The following is a 16,992-nucleotide window of genomic DNA, read 5'->3' as shown; positions in this document are numbered from 1 at the left end:
CAACTGCCCTTGATTAAAAACACCCATGCCCTGGATGATTTGGTATACTAGCGCCATCTCATTCCATTCGACGCCATTCATGTTTTCATTTGTTATCAGTACGTTAATACCAGTGCTCATTCTGTTGTTACTGGGTTGGTGGTTTTATCGCATCAAATGGCTCAATGAAGGCTTTGTCGAAGCTGGTTCCCGTCTTGTTTTCAATGTTGCACTGCCTGCCTTGTTGTTTTTATCCATAAGCCAGGCAGATTTTGCCAGCACGGCTAATCCGCCACTCATTGCAATTGGCGTTTCTGGCTCGTTGCTGATGTGCTTACTGCTGATGCTGGCGGTGAAATATCTGGTAACAGCGGATGCTGCCAAAGGCGTAGTGGTACAAGGGGGTTTCAGGGCGAACATGGGCATTATCGGTTTGGCCTATTGCGCGAACACCTATGGCAATGAAGGGTTGGCAGCAGCATCGGTTTACATGGGGTGCATCACCATTTTGTTTAATGTGGTGTCGGTTTTTGTCCTGAATTTTTATCAGGGACATCGCCGCTCGCCCATCAACCATCTCAAAGGTATTCTTCGTAACCCCTTGATAATTGCCATCACAGCGGCGTTGCCTTTTTCATATTTTCAATGGACTCTGCCTGCGGTTATTGCCACCACCGGCGAATATTTTGCCCAGCTCACCCTGCCCCTGGCCCTTATTTGTACCGGCGCGTCTTTGCAGTTTCGCTCATTTTCAGGTGACTGGAAGAATCTGGCACTAAGCACTGTAAGTAAATGCTTACTTTACCCAGCGCTATTAGTTTCAATGGCATACCTGGCGGGTTTTAGAGGCATGAACCTGGGTATCGTTTTATTACTTTCCATTGCACCTACAGCCGCAGCCAGTTACGTGATGGTAAGGAATTTAGGTGGCGATCATCGATTGGCTGCCAGCATTATTGCCGTCACCACCCTGGTATCGTTACCGGTGACGGCAATCGCATTTGGTGCACTATCTTCAATGGGGTTGGTGTAAAAAGGTAAGCCTTTTAGCCTTTCTTGCTACCACCTAAACAATCCGGCGATGCCACCACACTTTCCCCTCGTGCTTCCCACTCAGCGGGCGTGTAAGTGTGTAGTGCCAGTGCATGCACCGGGCCAGCTAAAGCATCGGCAAGCAACGCGTTCACTTTTTGATGCCGGGGTACGCGGCGCACATTGTCAAAGGCATCACTCACTACTGTCACATTAAAGTGACTTTGAGCGCCTGCTGGCACATTGTGCCCGTGACTCTCATCCACCACATTGAGGTACTGGGGTGATAGCGCGTTCGTAAGCTGTTCTTCAATAAAGGTTTTTACATCATTCATGGCAACTCCGGCATGGCGGGATAAACATAGCGAAAAGTGAGGTTAATTCTACCACCCAATGGTTTTCTGGTCTTGTTAATACCGTGGTGATAATACCGTTGGGTGTCTTTACTCATAATAAGCAGTGAACCAGGCTCCAGTAACACCCGGGTCGTCACTTTCGTTTTCTTATGACGAAATAAAAAAGGCCGGGCCTGGCCCAAGGTGACAGAGGCAATTATCGGCTGTGGCCCAAGTTCAGGCTCGTCATCGGCATGCATACCCATACTATCCTGGCCATCTCTGTACCAGTTTACCAGTACACTGTTGAAACGGGTTTGGGCTGTTACTTCACATCGCTGTTTTATATGAGCCAGTTCGTCGGTCCAGGGTGAAGGAACCATGGTGAGGCCAGAATAAGAATAGGTGGTGGTGCTATCACCGAACCACGCTTGTAAACGGGAAATTTTCACCGGCTTGCCAAACAGTTTAATGGTATCCTGTCGCCAGTTTACGTTACGACATAACGACGCATAAAGCGCCCTCGCCTCGGTGGCTTCCAGCCAATTGGGGTAATAGCACACGTGAGCACCGGGTAAATCCGGTAGTAATTGAGGCGCGTCGTTGTTGTCGAAAAGCGATTGTTGCATTGTTTTAAGAGCCAGAAACCTATGAGCGATAATACGAATTTTTCCTTTCGCGACCGTCAGTTAACCCTTATTCGCCATCCCGCCAAGCATCAGCATGTAAGCCTGCAGGCATGGGACAGCGCCGACGAACTTATTATTGATCATGTGGCTGAACAGTGCGATGGACAAGTCGGCAGATGCATTATTTTTAATGATGATTTTGGTGCACTGGGGTGCTGGTACGCCGAACAAAAGCCTACGTGGGTATCTGATTCGTGGATAGCGCACCGCTCGCTGGCAGATAACCTGCTTGCCAATACCCATGGAAATATTCAGGGTGTGGTACAAGACAGTGAAGGCAAGGTATATTCACCGGTTCAGGCGTTGGATTCCCTCGCCCCGCTTGCCTCGCCGGTAGACACGGTATTGATAAAGATACCCCGTACTCTGGCGTTGCTTGAACACCAACTTATTGCCCTGCAAGGTGTGATTGCTCCCAACACCCGTGTTGTGGCTGGCGCGAAAGTCAAAACCATTACCCGGGCCGTATTGAACTTATTTGAAAAATACATAGGGCCCACTATTACGTCGCTGGCGAAGAAGAAATCCCGGTTAATTTTCGCTACTGCCAGTGCTGATAAGCTTGCATCACCAACCCCCTCGCCTTTTCCTACCGACTGGCAAGTGCAATTAGCCGGTGGCAAAACCGTAGACATCAGTAATCACGCCAACGTTTTTTCAAGACAATCGCTGGATATCGGCGCCCGTTTTATGCTTGAGCATATGTCTGTGAGCGGCCATGAACGCATTATCGACCTTGGCTGTGGCAACGGCGTTTTAGGGCTGAACGCCCTGACCATTGCCCCGGAAGCTCATGTCACTTTTGTGGATGAATCTTTTATGGCGCTGGCCAGTGCCCGTGACAATGTGGCGCGCAATTTCCCTGATAAACTCGGCCAATGTGAATTTGTGCCTTCCAATTGCCTCGACGCCCTATTGCCGCTGGAAAACGGGCCGTACAACAAGGTGTTTTGCAACCCGCCTTTTCATCAGCAAAACGCCATTACCGACCATATCGCCTGGCAAATGTTTAACGACAGCAAGCAATGCTTAGCCAGGGGCGGCAGCCTGGTGGTGGTAGGCAACCGCCACCTCGATTATCACGTGAAACTCAAGCGCATTTTTGGGGGAGTAAATCAGCTGGCCAGCCATCAGAAGTTTGTTATTTTGCATTCGGCGAAGCGGTAATAAGATACATGATATTTCGCGGGTTGTTCGGGTGACTGCACTTAACTTCGGGTTGGCCACCGGCGCAAGCGCCGGAAAAAAGCAAAAGCTTAAGGGAAAAACGTGCCTGCGGCACAAAATGCGCTTCGCGCTAAAGGGAATGCGCCTGACGGCGCTAGTCCTGGGCCAAACGAAAACCGTAGGAAACTTTGCGATCGGCAACAACAAACCTATACCGGCCTGATGCACGCACGAACTGCGGACTATCGTTCCACGCACCACCGCGAAGCACGCGAAGACTGCCGTCGCCGCGCAACCAGGGGCTACCATTTACCGGCGCGCCACTATAGCTGTCATTCCAGTAATCCGCCGTCCATTCCCACACATTGCCATGCATGTCGTACAATCCGAGTGCATTGGGTTGATATTGGGCTACAGGTGCTGTAAACACATGACCGTCGTTACATTCGGCTTTACGACTCCAGCCACGACCATCAGGACGGGGTTTACTGTCTGCTACATTCCCGAAACGACAAAGCCCGCTACTGTCGTTTCCGAACGTATATTTGCTGCCACTCCCGGCCCGGGCAGCATATTCCCACTCGGCCTCAGACGGTAAACGGAAGGCTATGCCCGTTTCTGCGCTTAACCAGCGGATAAATTCTGTGGCATCGTTATGGCTAACACAAACCACCGGATGATTATCTGCTTGCTTCAGGCCTTTATACGCCGCATTACGCCAGTTAACACCCGCAGACCATTGCCATTGGTCATCTGAAAAAGCGTAGCAACCCGCATTTCCACCGGCGTTTTTCTCAGCATCGGTGCGGTAGCCAGTGGCATCAACGAAAGCGGTAAACTGCCCGCGGGTCACTTCTGTTGCCATCATTGAAAACGCTTTGATATTAACGTTATGCCGTGGCTTTTCGTCATCATCACATTCGCTATCGCCGGGGCTACAGCCCATCATAAAGCTGCCTGCAGGAATGGGTTTCATGCTATTTATTAAGACGATGATAGGTTCAGGTAGGGCTCGTTCTAAGGTATAGTTGAAACGATTATTGGAGTTTGTCAGTCGCACCGCTTCCATTTTTGTTTCGTACCCTTTTCGGCTAATTTTGACAGTGTATTCGCCGGGCAAAAGCTTAATACCGTTGATGTACTTATCTTTGATATTGGTAATTTGAATGGTTGCATCTGACGGTGTAGTCGTGATGATAAGCGGCACCTTGCTGTTTTCGATTTCAATGTTTTTGATAGCTGCATTAGCCTGGGCTACATACTGCCCCTGAGGCTGACCTGAAAGGTATTGATTATAAGCCTTAATGGTGTTGGCTGATTGGGCAGTGCGCCAGGCATTGTCGTCTTGTTGTTTAGCTGCTGCCAGTTCCGCTGCCCTTTGCTTTTCATCTGCTACCGTTTTTAGCTTGGTAATCAGTATGGTATCTACCGTGCCTGTGACCATGAGCTTTTCACTGGCTTCAAAGGCCTCAATGGCTTTTTGCGTGCGAGTATCAAGCTTTCCATTTTCGGCCACCACATAACCCAACTGCTTCAGGTAACCCTGCGCTTTTCTGACTTGTTCTGTACGCCGCTCTTCTGCACTAAGTTGTGCAAGCCTGGCCTGCTCTTCCAGCTCGGCTTTCGCCTGTTTTGCCAAATTCAGATGGCTACCCTGTGGCCAGTTCTTAAGGTAAAGGTCGTACGCTTGTACCGTGTTTAATTTTTTCGCCTGTTCCCACGCGCTTTGCTCATTCTTTTTCGCCACAGCAGCCTGCTTTTCCTGCTCTTGCATTTGCTGGTAGTAATCAAAACCAAAGTAGCCACCACTGCCAAGAATGATAAGCAGGGCGGCCATACCCAGCCATTTGCTTGCGCCGCGAGATCTTGATTCGGTTTGCGCTGTGGAAGTACTGGCCGTTATGCCTTTTTCTGTCAGAATGTCGCGTAGAGTGGCAGCGGGCTTATTCGTACTTGCCTCCCCGGCTTCAATTAATACTGCTTGTTGCTGTGGTGATAACGACTCACCCCGTGAAAGGGCACTGTTTATATTCGCCACCCACTGCTGAAACGCTTTTTGTTGTGGACTTTGGCTGGCTTGTTGCACAGAAACCTGCGTAATTAGCGCGTTCAGCTCTTCTGCACTTAATCCCGCCAGGTTGGCAAGGGCCTGCAATACGGGTAAATCACTTTCTCGTACTTCCCCCTGCTTTTCTAACAACTGAATAATTTTTTGCTCAAGGGGTTTAAGTTCAGGCTTTATCTCATCGGTGCCGCCTACCCAGGTGCCGGTGTTTTCATCAACACCGCTGCTTGTGTTCCCATCTAGGCTTCGCAAGGCGTTTACCATGGCGGCACCATCAGCGAAGCGGTCTTCTTTTTTCTGCTCAAGGGCAGTGAGGATAAGGTCGTTCAGGCCATCAGAAAGCGCTGGCTGATATTTTTTGGGTTCGGCAAACCGACCTTCCGGTAAGGTACCGGTAATCATGCGATAGGCAAGTACCCCAACGCTGTAAATATCGCTTCTGGCATCAACGTGCTTAGCACTTTGACGCTGCTCCGGGCTCATGTAATTGCGGCTGCCCATGCCAATACCGCTGTTGCTGTGTTCTGTATCCGGCACTTTGGCAATGCCGAAATCACAAAGTTGCACTTCTCCGTGTTCATTTATCAGCAGGTTGGCAGGTTTGATATCTCTATGCACCAGCCCGGCTTTGTGCACATCGCTTAAGCCCTTTAGCAGCTGTTCCAGATACCCTACGGCCGTAGCGACGGGTAACGGCCGTGGTTTATCTTCAGGGTCGAGTTCGGCAATGACAGACGTATCGGTAGCATCGCTGCCCAGCAGATTGCGAAGTGAACGAGGAAGGTAAGGCATGACGTAGTACGGCGTACCATTATCGAGTTCATCGAACTCAAACACATCAACAATATGGCCGTTGCGATTAAGTTTACGCAGGGTACGTGCTTCGTTTAAAAAGCGCTCTTTGAGTACGGTGCTGGCGTCACTGGTGGCACTGGTTGCCATGCGGGCGGCGTTATCATCACGAATTTCAAACACCTTGATGGCCACTTTTTCACTAAGGCGCGGATCTTCTGCTAAATACACCGCGCCAAAGCCGCCTGCCCCAAGTTCCCTGATGATTTTATACTTCCCGATTCGTTCCATAAAGATACTGCTTACATTCCGACGGATAATTTTTGACCAATCAAACTTACCTGATATTCATTAAAATTCAACAGTTAATCATAAAGATATGGCCTGCGTGCACTGCGCCCGGAGACAAAAGCAATACTGCACTCTAATTCACGTCATTTTCTGTTATACCCCAGCAATTAATTGACTGATAGTGGTGGGACGTTACCATCTCGATTATCATATAAAGCTTAAACGAATTATTCAGCTAAACCCTAAGGGAGTATTCTATGTTGCGCACGTTGTTTCTGGTTTTAACACTGGTTACCACCTCTGTAGTGGCGAAAACCAAAGAAGACGGCTCACACATCCAACCTGACAACTTTTATCCGCGGGTAAAAATGGAAACTTCCATGGGCGATATTGTGGTCGAGCTGTATCGTCGCCGCGCCCCTATCACCGTGAATAACTTTTTGCGTTATGCCAGTAAAAACGGTTTTAACGGCACGATTTTTCATCGTGTGGTGCCCGGTTACATTGTTCAGGGCGGCGGATACAATCAGGATTACGAAGAAAAGCCCAGCTACGCACCTATTTTCAACGAGTCTGGTAGTGGCATGAAAAATCGCAGCTACACCATTTCCATGGCCCGTGAAAACGACCCTCATTCAGCTACCCGTCAGTTCTTCTTTAACGTAAACGACAATGACAATCTCGACCCTGGCAAAGATTGGGGTTACGCCGTATTTGGTATGATTGTAGAAGGCGAAGAAGTGGTAGATAAAATGATGGAAGTGGAACGGGAATATTCCATGGAGCTGGGTTTACCCAACGCGCCGGCTGAACAGATAATTCTTAAGAAAGTGACCGTTTTGCCGCCGGTGTAGAGTTTATTTCAGAGGCCATACGCCTGATAAACAAAATCTGACGGGAGCCATCGGCACTGTACATGGTTCCCTGTTTTTGAAAACCCAGGCGGGTAAGCAGTGTTTTTGAATCGGCGTTATCTACGTGGGTCATTGCAGTTAGGTGCGACACGTTTAGTGTATTTGCGGCGAATTCAATGACGCCGCTGGCTGCTTCTTTACCAATTCCACGCCCTCGGGCTTCTGGCAGTAATGCAAACCCCAAATCCGGTACAGAAAAAAGTGGCCGGTTAATCAAGCCACATAAACCAAACGGGCGTTGTGTTAGTCTGCATTCCACGGCTAACAAGCCGTAACCATGCTCTTCTATATGTTCATGTGTGCTCTGAATATAACGCTTGGCGTCTTTAATGCTATGCACGCCCCGGTTACCGATAAACCGCAGCCAAAGTGGATCGTGGTTAAGGGCGAAAATCCAGTTGCAATCATTGTTGTTCGCCTGACGTAGATTCAAGCGCGGTGTCTCAATTTTCACTGGATCTCCTTCATTCAAAAAAAACTCCCGCTATGGAAAACCATGACGGGAGCCAGTATAGCGATTTGCTGTCTCAGCTTCATCCCTTACGGGATTTACACACACACCAGTGAGAACAGCAGGCCAGGGACTTAAAACACGGCGCGCACTCCCATAGAGAAGTTACGGCCTGGCAAAGGTGCCAAATCTTTCAGGAACGAAGTATGAACCCGCGCCTCTTCATCAGTGATGTTATCTGCACTGGCGAAAAATACCCAGTCTATACCACCAGCGGCGATATCGTACTCAACGCTGGCGTTAAGCAATGTATAGCCATCAGTAGTCGTTTCAAAAGGCGCTGTTTTGTCTTGATCGTCATACCATTCAACACCAATTTCACCGGATAAAGACTGGCTTTGATAACGCAAGGTTGAACCCAAACGCAGTGGTGGAATACGAGGAAGATCTTCGTTATCTAATTTCGCACGAATGTAGTCGCCATACACTTCAAGGCGCCATGATTCGTTCAGATTTACAAAGGTTTCCGCCTCAATACCGTAGAGATCAGCATCAGACTGCTGGAAGTAATAAACCGGGGTTCCTTCTTCCTCGTGCTCGTCATGGCCTTCTTCCTCTTCGTGTTCTTCCTCTTCATGCTCGTGCTCTTCGCTTACGGCAATCAGACCGGTACCACTTTCATAGATGTAGTTATCGGCCTGAGTATAGAACACAGACACTGTATAACCCCAGTCGCCACTAAACTTGCGGAAGGTTAGATCGAGGTTGGTGGTGACTTCCTCGTCCACACTGCGCAGTGTATTGAGCAACTCGCCGTCTTCATCTAACTGATAAACCAGGCCAATCTCGTAGGTTTGTGTAGCGATATGCTGGCCACCAGAGAACAACTCTTGCTGACTCGGTGCCCGTTCGTTACGAGACAGTGTCAGCGCCACCGCATGACCGGGCTGATATTCCCAGTTTGCACCAGCAGACAATGAAACACTGGTGAAGTCATATTCCGGAAAATCGAACGCGAGCGCTTCTTCGTGCTCTTCATCCTCATGATCTTCATCTTCATGATCATCGTCGTGATCATCATCATGCTCTTCGTCATGCTCTTCGTCGTGATCGTCGTCGTGTTCATCAAGGTGCTCAACGTGCAGTTCAATTTCTGCATCATCAGCGTCGTAAGTGGTGCGTTCAACACGACCACCTAGCTCAAAGGTCACATCGCCCACTTTTTTCTGTTCAATTAAAAACAGCGCCAATGCACTGGTATTAGTGGGAGGGGAAAACGCCTCTTCACCGTTGGCTTCATAGTCGCTGTCGTCAAACTGCAAACCGACAACGCCGTGCCAGCCCTGCACACCGGTGTGCGTAACTGCGAGTTTCATATTGGTACTTTCGTTCGTAAATTCGGTACCCACTTCCCCGTCTTCAATTTCAACGTGGGAATAATCGGTATATGCCGCTGAGAAACGCACATTGTCGATACCTTTCGACGGCGAGTGCCATTCACCAGCCATCTGATAGCGGGTCATGTCCACGTCTATCATGGTGCCTTCTTCTGCATGTTCTTCTTCGTCGTGCTCGTCGCCCTCATGCTCGTCTTCGTCGTGATCATCTTCATCATGTTCGTCTTCATGATGATGATGGTGACCAGGTACGCCATACAGATTATCGAGTTGTTCGACAGAAAAACCAATAAAGCCTTCATCCTGAATGTAACTCAGGCCTGCAGTAAAATTGGTGGTATCCATGTCACTGCTGTCCAGAACCCCAGGACTGTCCTCTTCATCCGGTTCTACTGACGCGTAACCAGGGATTTCCACATCATCAGTTTTGCGTTTAAAACCATCAAAGTGAAAAGCGAGGTCACCGGCTCCGGTTGTGACATCAACCTTACCAAATTTGCCATTGTCTACGGTGGAATAACGAAGTTCTGCCTCACCTTCTGTGCCATAGGGCATTTCCTGTGGGATTCGGTTATCCACTACATTCACTACACCGCCAATGGCACCGGAGCCGTATTGCAGCGTTGCCGGGCCACGCAACACTTCTACCTGCGTTGCGCTGGAAGTGCTGGCTGCCACATTGTGATCAGGGCCAATTCGAGAGACGTCTGACACATCCAGCCCATTTTGTACAATTTTAACTCTGGGGCCACCAGCGCCGCGAATAACCGGGCTACTTGAAACCGGCCCATAATAGCTGGAGTGTACGCCTGGTGTACTTTTGAGGGTTTCACCTAAGGTAGGTTGCTGTTTACGTCTTAACTCATCTGCGCTAATCACAGAAACAGGTGTAACGCTTTCAAGCACAGAATTTTGCATTGCCGTGGCAGTAACCACAATGTTCTCAATAGACGCTGGCGCTAAAGTGAAATTCACTACCTTGTCTTTTTCAACGATGCCTAAATCTTCGTCACCATGAAGGTACTTCGGCGAAGAAACGTGAATATGAACGTCGTTGTTGGCAATATCATTTATCGTGTAGCGCCCTTGCTCGTCAGTCGTAATAACGCGGCGAGAGCCTTCTAGCGTAACCTCTGCGCCGACAACCGGGTTACCCGCTTCGTCGACAACTTTACCAGAAATGGTGGTAGCAGCTGCGCTGCCAGAATATGCCGCTACGAGGGCCAGTGCGAGTGCGGTTCGTTTGTACATGTGATGTAAGATCCGTTTTTCTTTTTTGGAGTGTGCGATGTTATAACATTCTCGGACAATTAGAGTATGAGATCAACAGTCTTCCATCGTGTAAATATGTGATTCATCAAGATGATATATTATAACATTTGCCATATGCAAGACATTAGTAGCGGCAAGATAGGTAGTTGGTATTTATGCCCGGGGAATAGGAAAAGGAATGACGTCTTTTATGTGTTCGGCATTGAGTTTTAACATCAGCAGCCTGTCAATACCCATGGCGACACCGGCACAGTCTGGCAGGCCAGCATCAAGGGCGCTTAGGAAGTGCTCGTCTACCGGCAGTTCAGGTAAGCCTAGTTCGCGTCGTAAATCGTTATCACGAATGAACCTGTGGCGCTGCTCGTCACTGTCGGCCAATTCATAGAAGCCGTTTGCCAGCTCAACACCTTTAAAATACACCTCGAAGCGATCGGCAGTTCGTTTATCTGTGGAATTTACCCTTGCAAGCGCGGCCTGGCTAACCGGAAACCCAAACACGAAGCACGGGGCTTCTGCACCGATAGCCGGCTCAATTAATAAACTAAACAACAATTGCAGTAAAGTGTCGGTGTCATTGGGTAAACCAGATGGCATATCAATGTTGTGTGCTGTGGCTACAGCTTGCAACTCAGTAACACTGGCAGTGAGCGGGTCGATGCCAAGCTGCTGTAGGAATACCGCCTGATAACTAAGTTGCTGCGCGGGTTTGGTATTCAGTGTGAGCTGCAGCAAGGCATCCATTTCCATCATTAATTCGCGATGGGTAAAACCCAGGCGATACCATTCCAACATGGTAAATTCAGGGTTGTGGAAACGACCAGCAGCTTCGTGACGAAAAGCCTTACAAATTTGATAAATATCGCCGTATCCTGCGCAAAGTAGCCGCTTCATGGCATATTCAGGTGATGTTTGAAGATAGAGATCTTCCACTTTACCGGTATGACTTTCACTAAACGAGCTGGAGAATGCGGACAGGTGAACGTCAGTAACAGTGCCGTGACACAACAGTGGCGTATCCACTTCCAGCACATCCCGTGTTTCAAAAAACTGACGAATTTGCTTTAACAAGGTGGCTCGAGCTTTTAGGTTTTCAAGGCGTGCCGTTGGTTGCCAGTCGTGAAGATGAGAAGTCATATGAAATAAGGTGAGATTGTTTGTGTTGCTGAGTGTGGCTTCGCGTTGTTAGCGCATCGCCACACTCGAATCGTACATTACTAAAAAGCTATTCAGTAAGCCGTTTATTTCTGTGCGCGAGACACGTATTCCCCTGAACGGGTGTCAACGCGAATCACTTCACCGGTCTGAACAAATAGTGGAACGCGAACGACCGCACCGGTAGACAGGGTCGCAGGTTTACCGCCAGTTCCCGCAGTATCACCTTTAAGGCCTGGATCCGTTTCCGTTATCTCCAGCTCGACAAAGTTAGGAGGAGTAACCGTGATTGGTGAACCATTCCACAATGTGATGGTGCAGATATCGTTCTCTTTTAACCACTTTATGTTTTCGCCCACGGCTTTTTCATCCGCAGCAATTTGTTCGAATGTATCATTATTCATAAAGTGATAGAATTCGCCGTCGGTGTACAGGTAAGCCAGTTCCGTATCCATAACGTCTGCGCCTTCCACGGATTCACCGGAACGGAATGTTTTTTCTAAAACTTTACCGGAAATCAGTTTACGGATCTTCACTCGGTTAAATGCCTGGCCTTTACCGGGTTTAACGTATTCGTTTTCCAGAATGTTACAGGGTTCGCCATCAAGCATGATCTTGAGGCCGCCTTTAAATTCGTTAGTGCTGTAAGTAGCCATATTTTTCTCTGCCCATACAAAAAGGTGTAAATACGAAGTGGCGCAAATAATACCTAAAAATCCGCTGTCTGTAGAGACAAACTGGCAAAAAGAATTAGCCATGGCGTACACCACGCCGGAAGCCTTGCTAAATTTCCTGGAATTAGACGTTGAAAAGTTTGCTCCACACAGTGCAGCTCGTCGTCTTTTTCCCATGCGGGTACCCCGTCATTTTGCATCTTTGATGGAAAAGGGCAATTGGCACGACCCATTGCTCCGTCAGGTTATTCCGATGCTTCAGGAGTTTGAAACCGCCCCGGGTTACAGCACCGATCCATTAGAAGAACACAACACCGCAGGGCAAGGGTTATTACACAAGTACAAAAGCCGGGTATTGCTGATCATCAAAGGTGGCTGTGCCGTCAACTGTCGGTATTGCTTTCGCAGGCACTTCCCCTACCAGGAACACGCAGTTAGTAAGAATGAATGGCAGTCTGCCATCGACTATATTGCAAACGACGAGAACATCAATGAAGTCATTTTCTCAGGCGGCGACCCGTTAATGGCAAAAGATACTCACCTTGCCTGGCTTGCCGAGCAACTTGCCGCCATTTCTCATATTAAGCGGCTGCGTATTCACACCCGTTTGCCCGTGGTTATGCCTGCGCGTATAGATACAGCTTTTGAGCAGTGGTTTACAAATTTACCTCTGCAAAAAGTGCTTGTTTTGCACGCCAATCACAGCAATGAATTTAGTGCGCCATTAAAAATGCGAATGCATGCGCTGCGCAATAAAGGAGTAACCCTGTTAAACCAGGCAGTGCTGCTAAAAGGTGTTAACGACAGTGCCGATGCACTTTGTGATTTGCAAGAGGCCGCATTTGATGCCGGCGTATTGCCTTATTATTTGTACTTGCTCGACAAGGTACAAGGGGCGAGCCATTTTGAGGTCAGCGACGAGCAAGCGCGGACGCTTATGGCTGAGGTTATAAAGCGTCTACCGGGCTTTTTGGTACCAAAACTCACCAGGGAGATCGGCGGCCAGCCCGGTAAAACGCCTGTCGACTTACACATTCACCCGTAAATCACGCGAAGGTATCAACGTTGGCACCCAGCGACGGATTTCCGGATGATGGTTTTGGTACGTCAGCTGCTGATTCCAGCAGCTGAAGCGTCGCCTGTCCCTCTTGTTGTTGCTGGCTTTTTGCCATTTTAAGAGAGGCCAACTCAAGCGACGCACCGGACGCTCCCGAGGCACTTGTACCTTGTAGATCCATACCAGTTTCCTTTGTTACTTGTAGCAAAGTGAAAAAGTAGGCAGAATTGCCCACCTTCGAAGGTTATCGGCCTTACTCTGATTAACTTTAGCAAAAAAATAGGAATGTCATGCAGGCGATTAATGAACAACTCCGAGAAACCCTTCAGGTATTGCATAGAAAGGCCATAGATGCCGATGCCACACTAGACGCACTGCAACAAGCTCAAAAGGGGAAATTTCAATCTGTTTTTGCCGAAGATAGCGGGTTTACCACTAAAGCAAAGCGCTTTTTACCCTATGTGGAAGAAATCGCTCAGGACTGGCAGGACATCAAAGATGCCGACGAGGAGGCTTTCAAAGCGGGCCTGGCACCTTTGATCAAAAAAATAGAACTGGCTTTAAAAACGTTAAATCAGTTTCAGTCAGTTGGCAAAAACTAAAGCCCGGTACTCTGGTACAGGGGAATAGCGGATAAACGAGTTTTAATTTTTTCGACTTCCTGTAAATACGCTTCACTATCGACTTTTTCAAATTGCTTTACGAATTCCGCTTTTGACAACCCCTCTACGATGCCGTCGATAGGCGGCATAATGTCGTCTTCACCCTGTAACTCCGACAATACATTCTGAAAATCCATAGCAGTTTGTGGTGAGGTAGCAGCATCCGCAAAGGCGACACCCGCCATATCAGCAGTAAGATCGACAAAAGAGTAACCGCTGCCTCCCATCGCCCGGTCCATTAACTCTTTAAACTCGCCAATCGCCAGGGTCACCCCCTGTTCACTGAGCACTTTAAGCGCGGCGGAAATAATAAAGTGGCGGGCTAAATCGTTGCGTCCTCGCAAGGTGGGTGGAGACGCGGGCTTTAACGCTTTATCTGCGTTAGGCTGCACATCGCCAACGAAATTTGCCACTCTGTGATGGCCAACAAAAATTGCCAGCGCCAGAATAGCAGCGCGATTGTGCTCAACCGCATCACTGTCGCTACTTCGCTGTTTTACCCGCTTCATTAATAAGCGTATGTAATCACTAAGGGGCTGAGGTGTGTCTTTTAGGGCGATGTCCTGCCAGGAAATATAACGAAGATAGTAGGCTGTTAAGTCGCGCAGGGCATCATCCTGATCTACCGACAGGCCGTTTTTAACTTCATTGAGTTGTTTAAGAAAACCGTCCAGTGGTTGCAAGGAAACAGCCACTTGTTGATGAGTCATACTCACCCGCTCCACCTGCAGCCGGGCCTGAGTTGCAATATTGCTATCGGTCCAGCGATTCACTAACCATTCAACCAGACTAACGGCCATGTCACCAGGTACGCGCAGGTCGCCAATTTTCACATTATCCAGCGCGAAGCGATTTGCCGGCAGAACTGTTGAGTCGATATTCAAATAGCCGTCAAAAAAGACCATCGGCAAAGCGATACTTAATTGTACCCGTGTACCTTCCGGCTGAATGGCTACCGCGCCGCGAAAATCGGGTTTTGCTCGTTGAAGAAAGCCGACAATCGAGTCGAATTGCTGGCGATTTACAACAATATTGTGCGCCTGATGGCGATCGTTAATGCTCGATTCGATTTGGCTCAGCAGCGCGTGAACGGTATCGGCATCGGCCAATTGTTCAGCGCCCCTCGCCTCTAACGAGGGCGTGGTTTCCACCATTAAAACCAAGGTACCGATGACTAGCGCCACTAACAGGAGCACCACAATGAGTAAACTTCGACCAATCCGCAACGCTTTTGCCTCTTTTTCTCTGTACTACTATTTTTTGTTAATCGGAGAGCAAATACAACTACCAGCACGTAAAAACTGTTACAGGACTTTGCGATAAATAATTCAGAGCTGATAGATGCTTAGCTAACACTCCTTCGCGTACCACGCCTGCAACGAGTCATATTTAGCGGTAGCATCGGCAAAATCGTGATGAACTGAATGAACCGTGGGAATAACAACGCAGGGCACACCAGCTCGGACAGCCGCGCGCATCCCATGCTCCGTATCTTCAATTGCAATACACTCAGATGGGCTTCTGTTGAGCTTCTTCATGGCGAGTTGATAACAATCCGGCGCGGGCTTACTGTGAATGACATCCTCCACAGAAACAGTTGCAGAAAACATATGCTTAATGCCTCGCGCAGTGAGGGTGCGCTCGACTGATACTCCGCTACCACCGGTAACAATAGCCAACTGAAACCCTGCGTCGTAGCATTTTTTCACCGTTTCAACCGCATAGGGCATCAGCGGAAATGGCTGCTGTTTAAGATAAGCTCTGGTCAAAACATGCTTTTCTTCTGCAAGCTTCCGGGCTGATACAGCAAGAGAGAATGTATTGACCACATCAATGGCATTTTGCGCCACGGGTATACCGGCCATGACGTTAGAATAAAACTCGGCAGTGAGATGGGCACCATATCTCGCCAGGAGGGCTTGCCAAATTTCAAAATGGGCATGCTCAGAGTCAATAAGTGTACCGTCGTGATCAAATAAAATGGCTTTAGTGGCGTCACTTATCGCTGTTGCAGTTGACATTTTTCTCTCCATTGCTCTGCTGGTAACATTATTTTTGGACGCTTAACACTACCATACCTGCTCACAGAATATATCGACGACACTTCATCCCACAAAGACGATGTTCAGCGCAAAGTACCGAGAAAACTGTCAGTAAAATTTACGCTTAAGAAAGACTGCTCAAAAAACACACTTAAATTACAATAATTTAACCTTTGGCACGAGTAATGCTTCTGTCTCAATATTAATCCCCGAGCAGTGAAGTACGGGAAATAAAGTAAACAGGAGTTACACATGAAAAATATAAAACACTTTGCAACAGCAGCCGCGTTAAGTTTGTGCAGCTTTTTCTCTCAAGCTAACGTAATCACTCTTGATTTTGAAGATATTACAACATACCCAAATGCCAATAATGTTCTCATTCAAGAGTTTTACAATGGTGGAACGTCAAGCATAGGTACCAGTGGAACTGATTATGGGATCAGCTTTTCTGACAATTCACTATTGATTTGCCTTAACAGTACAACAGTTAGCTGTTCCAACACTTCACGCGGTGGTTTAGCTCCTGGTTCTGAAGAGGGCGGTCTGTTCTTCCTCAGTGGTTCAGCTTCAATCATGAATGTGGCTGCGGGTTTTGACACCGGCTTTTCATTCTTTTACTCCTCTTTAAGTCAGGCTGGTTCGGTTTCAGTGTTTGACGGTTTAGATGGTACAGGTAACACGCTTGCTACCATCAGCCTTTCGCCAAATGCTGGCAGCTGCCCGGGTTACGGCGCTGGTTTTTGTCCATTTGAAGCAATAGGTGTTGCCTTTACTGGCATCGCTCAGTCAGTGGCCTTTGCTGGTGTAGCAAACCAAATCGTGTTTGATGACATCACGTTCGGTTCTGTTACTCCAGGCCCAGGCCCGCAAGTTGGCGTTCCTGCACCGGCATCTTTAGGCTTGCTGGCAGCCGCTTTACTGGGTTTACGCTTACGCCGTAAAGCCTAAGCCTTACTTTTCTTACGACAAAAACGGAGCGCAATTGCGCTCCGTTTTGTTCTTTCAATATTGCGATTGGTTT

At 48.4% G+C, this 16,992-nt stretch carries 16 protein-coding genes; 6 read left to right on the top strand and 10 right to left on the bottom strand.

What is annotated here, in order from left to right; translation table 11 throughout:
• The first annotated feature begins 79 nt into the window (after nt 1–79).
• Nucleotides 80–1,012, top strand: a complete 933-nt coding sequence (locus tag ACXACM_RS07550) for an AEC family transporter (protein ID WP_474820836.1) — start codon at nt 80–82, stop codon at nt 1,010–1,012.
• A gap of 13 nt (nt 1,013–1,025) precedes the next feature.
• Here ACXACM_RS07550 and ACXACM_RS07545 read toward each other — a convergent pair whose 3' ends face one another.
• Both ACXACM_RS07545 and ACXACM_RS07540 read right to left on the bottom strand, forming a co-directional pair.
• Complete coding sequence (locus tag ACXACM_RS07545; protein ID WP_474820835.1) at nt 1,026–1,346, bottom strand: BolA family protein; 321 nt, start codon at nt 1,344–1,346, stop codon at nt 1,026–1,028.
• Nucleotides 1,343–1,975, bottom strand: a complete 633-nt coding sequence (locus ACXACM_RS07540) for an alpha-ketoglutarate-dependent dioxygenase AlkB family protein (protein WP_474820833.1) — start codon at nt 1,973–1,975, stop codon at nt 1,343–1,345. The genes ACXACM_RS07545 and ACXACM_RS07540 overlap by 4 nt, the downstream gene beginning before the upstream one ends.
• A gap of 21 nt (nt 1,976–1,996) precedes the next feature.
• On the opposite strand from ACXACM_RS07540, the gene ACXACM_RS07535 reads away from it, so the two are divergent.
• Nucleotides 1,997–3,202, top strand: a complete 1,206-nt coding sequence (locus tag ACXACM_RS07535; RefSeq protein ID WP_474820832.1) for a methyltransferase — start codon at nt 1,997–1,999, stop codon at nt 3,200–3,202.
• Between the two features lie 154 nt (nt 3,203–3,356).
• Here the strand turns inward: ACXACM_RS07535 and ACXACM_RS07530 are convergent, their stop codons facing one another.
• Nucleotides 3,357–6,350, bottom strand: a complete 2,994-nt coding sequence (locus tag ACXACM_RS07530) for an SUMF1/EgtB/PvdO family nonheme iron enzyme (protein ID WP_474820831.1) — start codon at nt 6,348–6,350, stop codon at nt 3,357–3,359.
• A 257-nt stretch (nt 6,351–6,607) separates the two neighbouring features.
• Between ACXACM_RS07530 and ACXACM_RS07525 the strand changes: the two genes are divergently transcribed.
• Nucleotides 6,608–7,204 (top strand): peptidylprolyl isomerase, encoded by a 597-nt coding sequence (locus ACXACM_RS07525; RefSeq protein ID WP_474820829.1) that lies wholly within the window; start codon nt 6,608–6,610, stop codon nt 7,202–7,204.
• Here the strand turns inward: ACXACM_RS07525 and ACXACM_RS07520 are convergent.
• From ACXACM_RS07520 to efp, 4 genes are all read right to left on the bottom strand, one after another.
• Nucleotides 7,173–7,718 carry a GNAT family N-acetyltransferase gene (locus ACXACM_RS07520; protein ID WP_474820828.1) on the bottom strand — a complete coding sequence of 182 codons (546 nt, stop codon included), beginning with the start codon at nt 7,716–7,718 and terminating at the stop codon, nt 7,173–7,175. The genes ACXACM_RS07525 and ACXACM_RS07520 overlap by 32 nt on opposite strands.
• Nucleotides 7,719–7,849: 131 nt before the next feature.
• Nucleotides 7,850–10,363 carry a TonB-dependent receptor gene (locus tag ACXACM_RS07515; RefSeq protein ID WP_474820827.1) on the bottom strand — a complete coding sequence of 838 codons (2,514 nt, stop codon included), beginning with the start codon at nt 10,361–10,363 and terminating at the stop codon, nt 7,850–7,852.
• Between the two features lie 174 nt (nt 10,364–10,537).
• Nucleotides 10,538–11,518, bottom strand: coding sequence for an elongation factor P--(R)-beta-lysine ligase (gene epmA, locus ACXACM_RS07510; protein ID WP_474820825.1), 981 nt, complete (start codon nt 11,516–11,518; stop codon nt 10,538–10,540).
• A gap of 104 nt (nt 11,519–11,622) precedes the next feature.
• On the bottom strand, nt 11,623–12,192 hold the full coding sequence (gene efp, locus ACXACM_RS07505) for an elongation factor P (RefSeq protein WP_474820824.1): 570 nt from the start codon (nt 12,190–12,192) through the stop codon (nt 11,623–11,625).
• Nucleotides 12,193–12,229: 37 nt separating this feature from the next.
• Between efp and epmB the strand changes: the two genes are divergently transcribed.
• Nucleotides 12,230–13,255: an EF-P beta-lysylation protein EpmB gene (gene epmB / locus ACXACM_RS07500; protein ID WP_474820823.1), complete on the top strand. Its 1,026-nt coding sequence runs from the start codon at nt 12,230–12,232 to the stop codon at nt 13,253–13,255.
• Between the two features lies 1 nt (nt 13,256).
• On the opposite strand, the gene ACXACM_RS07495 is transcribed toward epmB, so the two are convergent.
• Nucleotides 13,257–13,448, bottom strand: a complete 192-nt coding sequence (locus ACXACM_RS07495; RefSeq protein WP_474820821.1) for a hypothetical protein — start codon at nt 13,446–13,448, stop codon at nt 13,257–13,259.
• A gap of 109 nt (nt 13,449–13,557) precedes the next feature.
• Here ACXACM_RS07495 and ACXACM_RS07490 point away from each other — a divergent pair, with 109 nt between their 5' ends.
• On the top strand, nt 13,558–13,869 hold the full coding sequence (locus tag ACXACM_RS07490; protein WP_474820819.1) for a hypothetical protein: 312 nt from the start codon (nt 13,558–13,560) through the stop codon (nt 13,867–13,869).
• Here the strand turns inward: ACXACM_RS07490 and ACXACM_RS07485 are convergent.
• A complete protein-coding gene (locus ACXACM_RS07485; protein ID WP_474820818.1) occupies nt 13,866–15,155 on the bottom strand; it encodes a hypothetical protein in 1,290 nt (429 codons plus the stop codon). The genes ACXACM_RS07490 and ACXACM_RS07485 overlap by 4 nt on opposite strands.
• 123 nt (nt 15,156–15,278) lie before the next feature.
• Nucleotides 15,279–15,950: an HAD family hydrolase gene (locus ACXACM_RS07480; RefSeq protein ID WP_474820817.1), complete on the bottom strand. Its 672-nt coding sequence runs from the start codon at nt 15,948–15,950 to the stop codon at nt 15,279–15,281.
• Nucleotides 15,951–16,223: 273 nt separating this feature from the next.
• Here ACXACM_RS07480 and ACXACM_RS07475 point away from each other — a divergent pair, with 273 nt between their 5' ends.
• Nucleotides 16,224–16,919 (top strand): PEP-CTERM sorting domain-containing protein, encoded by a 696-nt coding sequence (locus ACXACM_RS07475; RefSeq protein WP_474820815.1) that lies wholly within the window; start codon nt 16,224–16,226, stop codon nt 16,917–16,919.
• Nucleotides 16,920–16,992: the final 73 nt, after the last annotated feature.

Source organism: Alteromonas sp. AWQ4_252, assembly GCF_056158205.1.
Note: the sequence above shows the minus strand (reverse complement) of the source record. Positions and strands in the feature narration are given on the sequence as shown.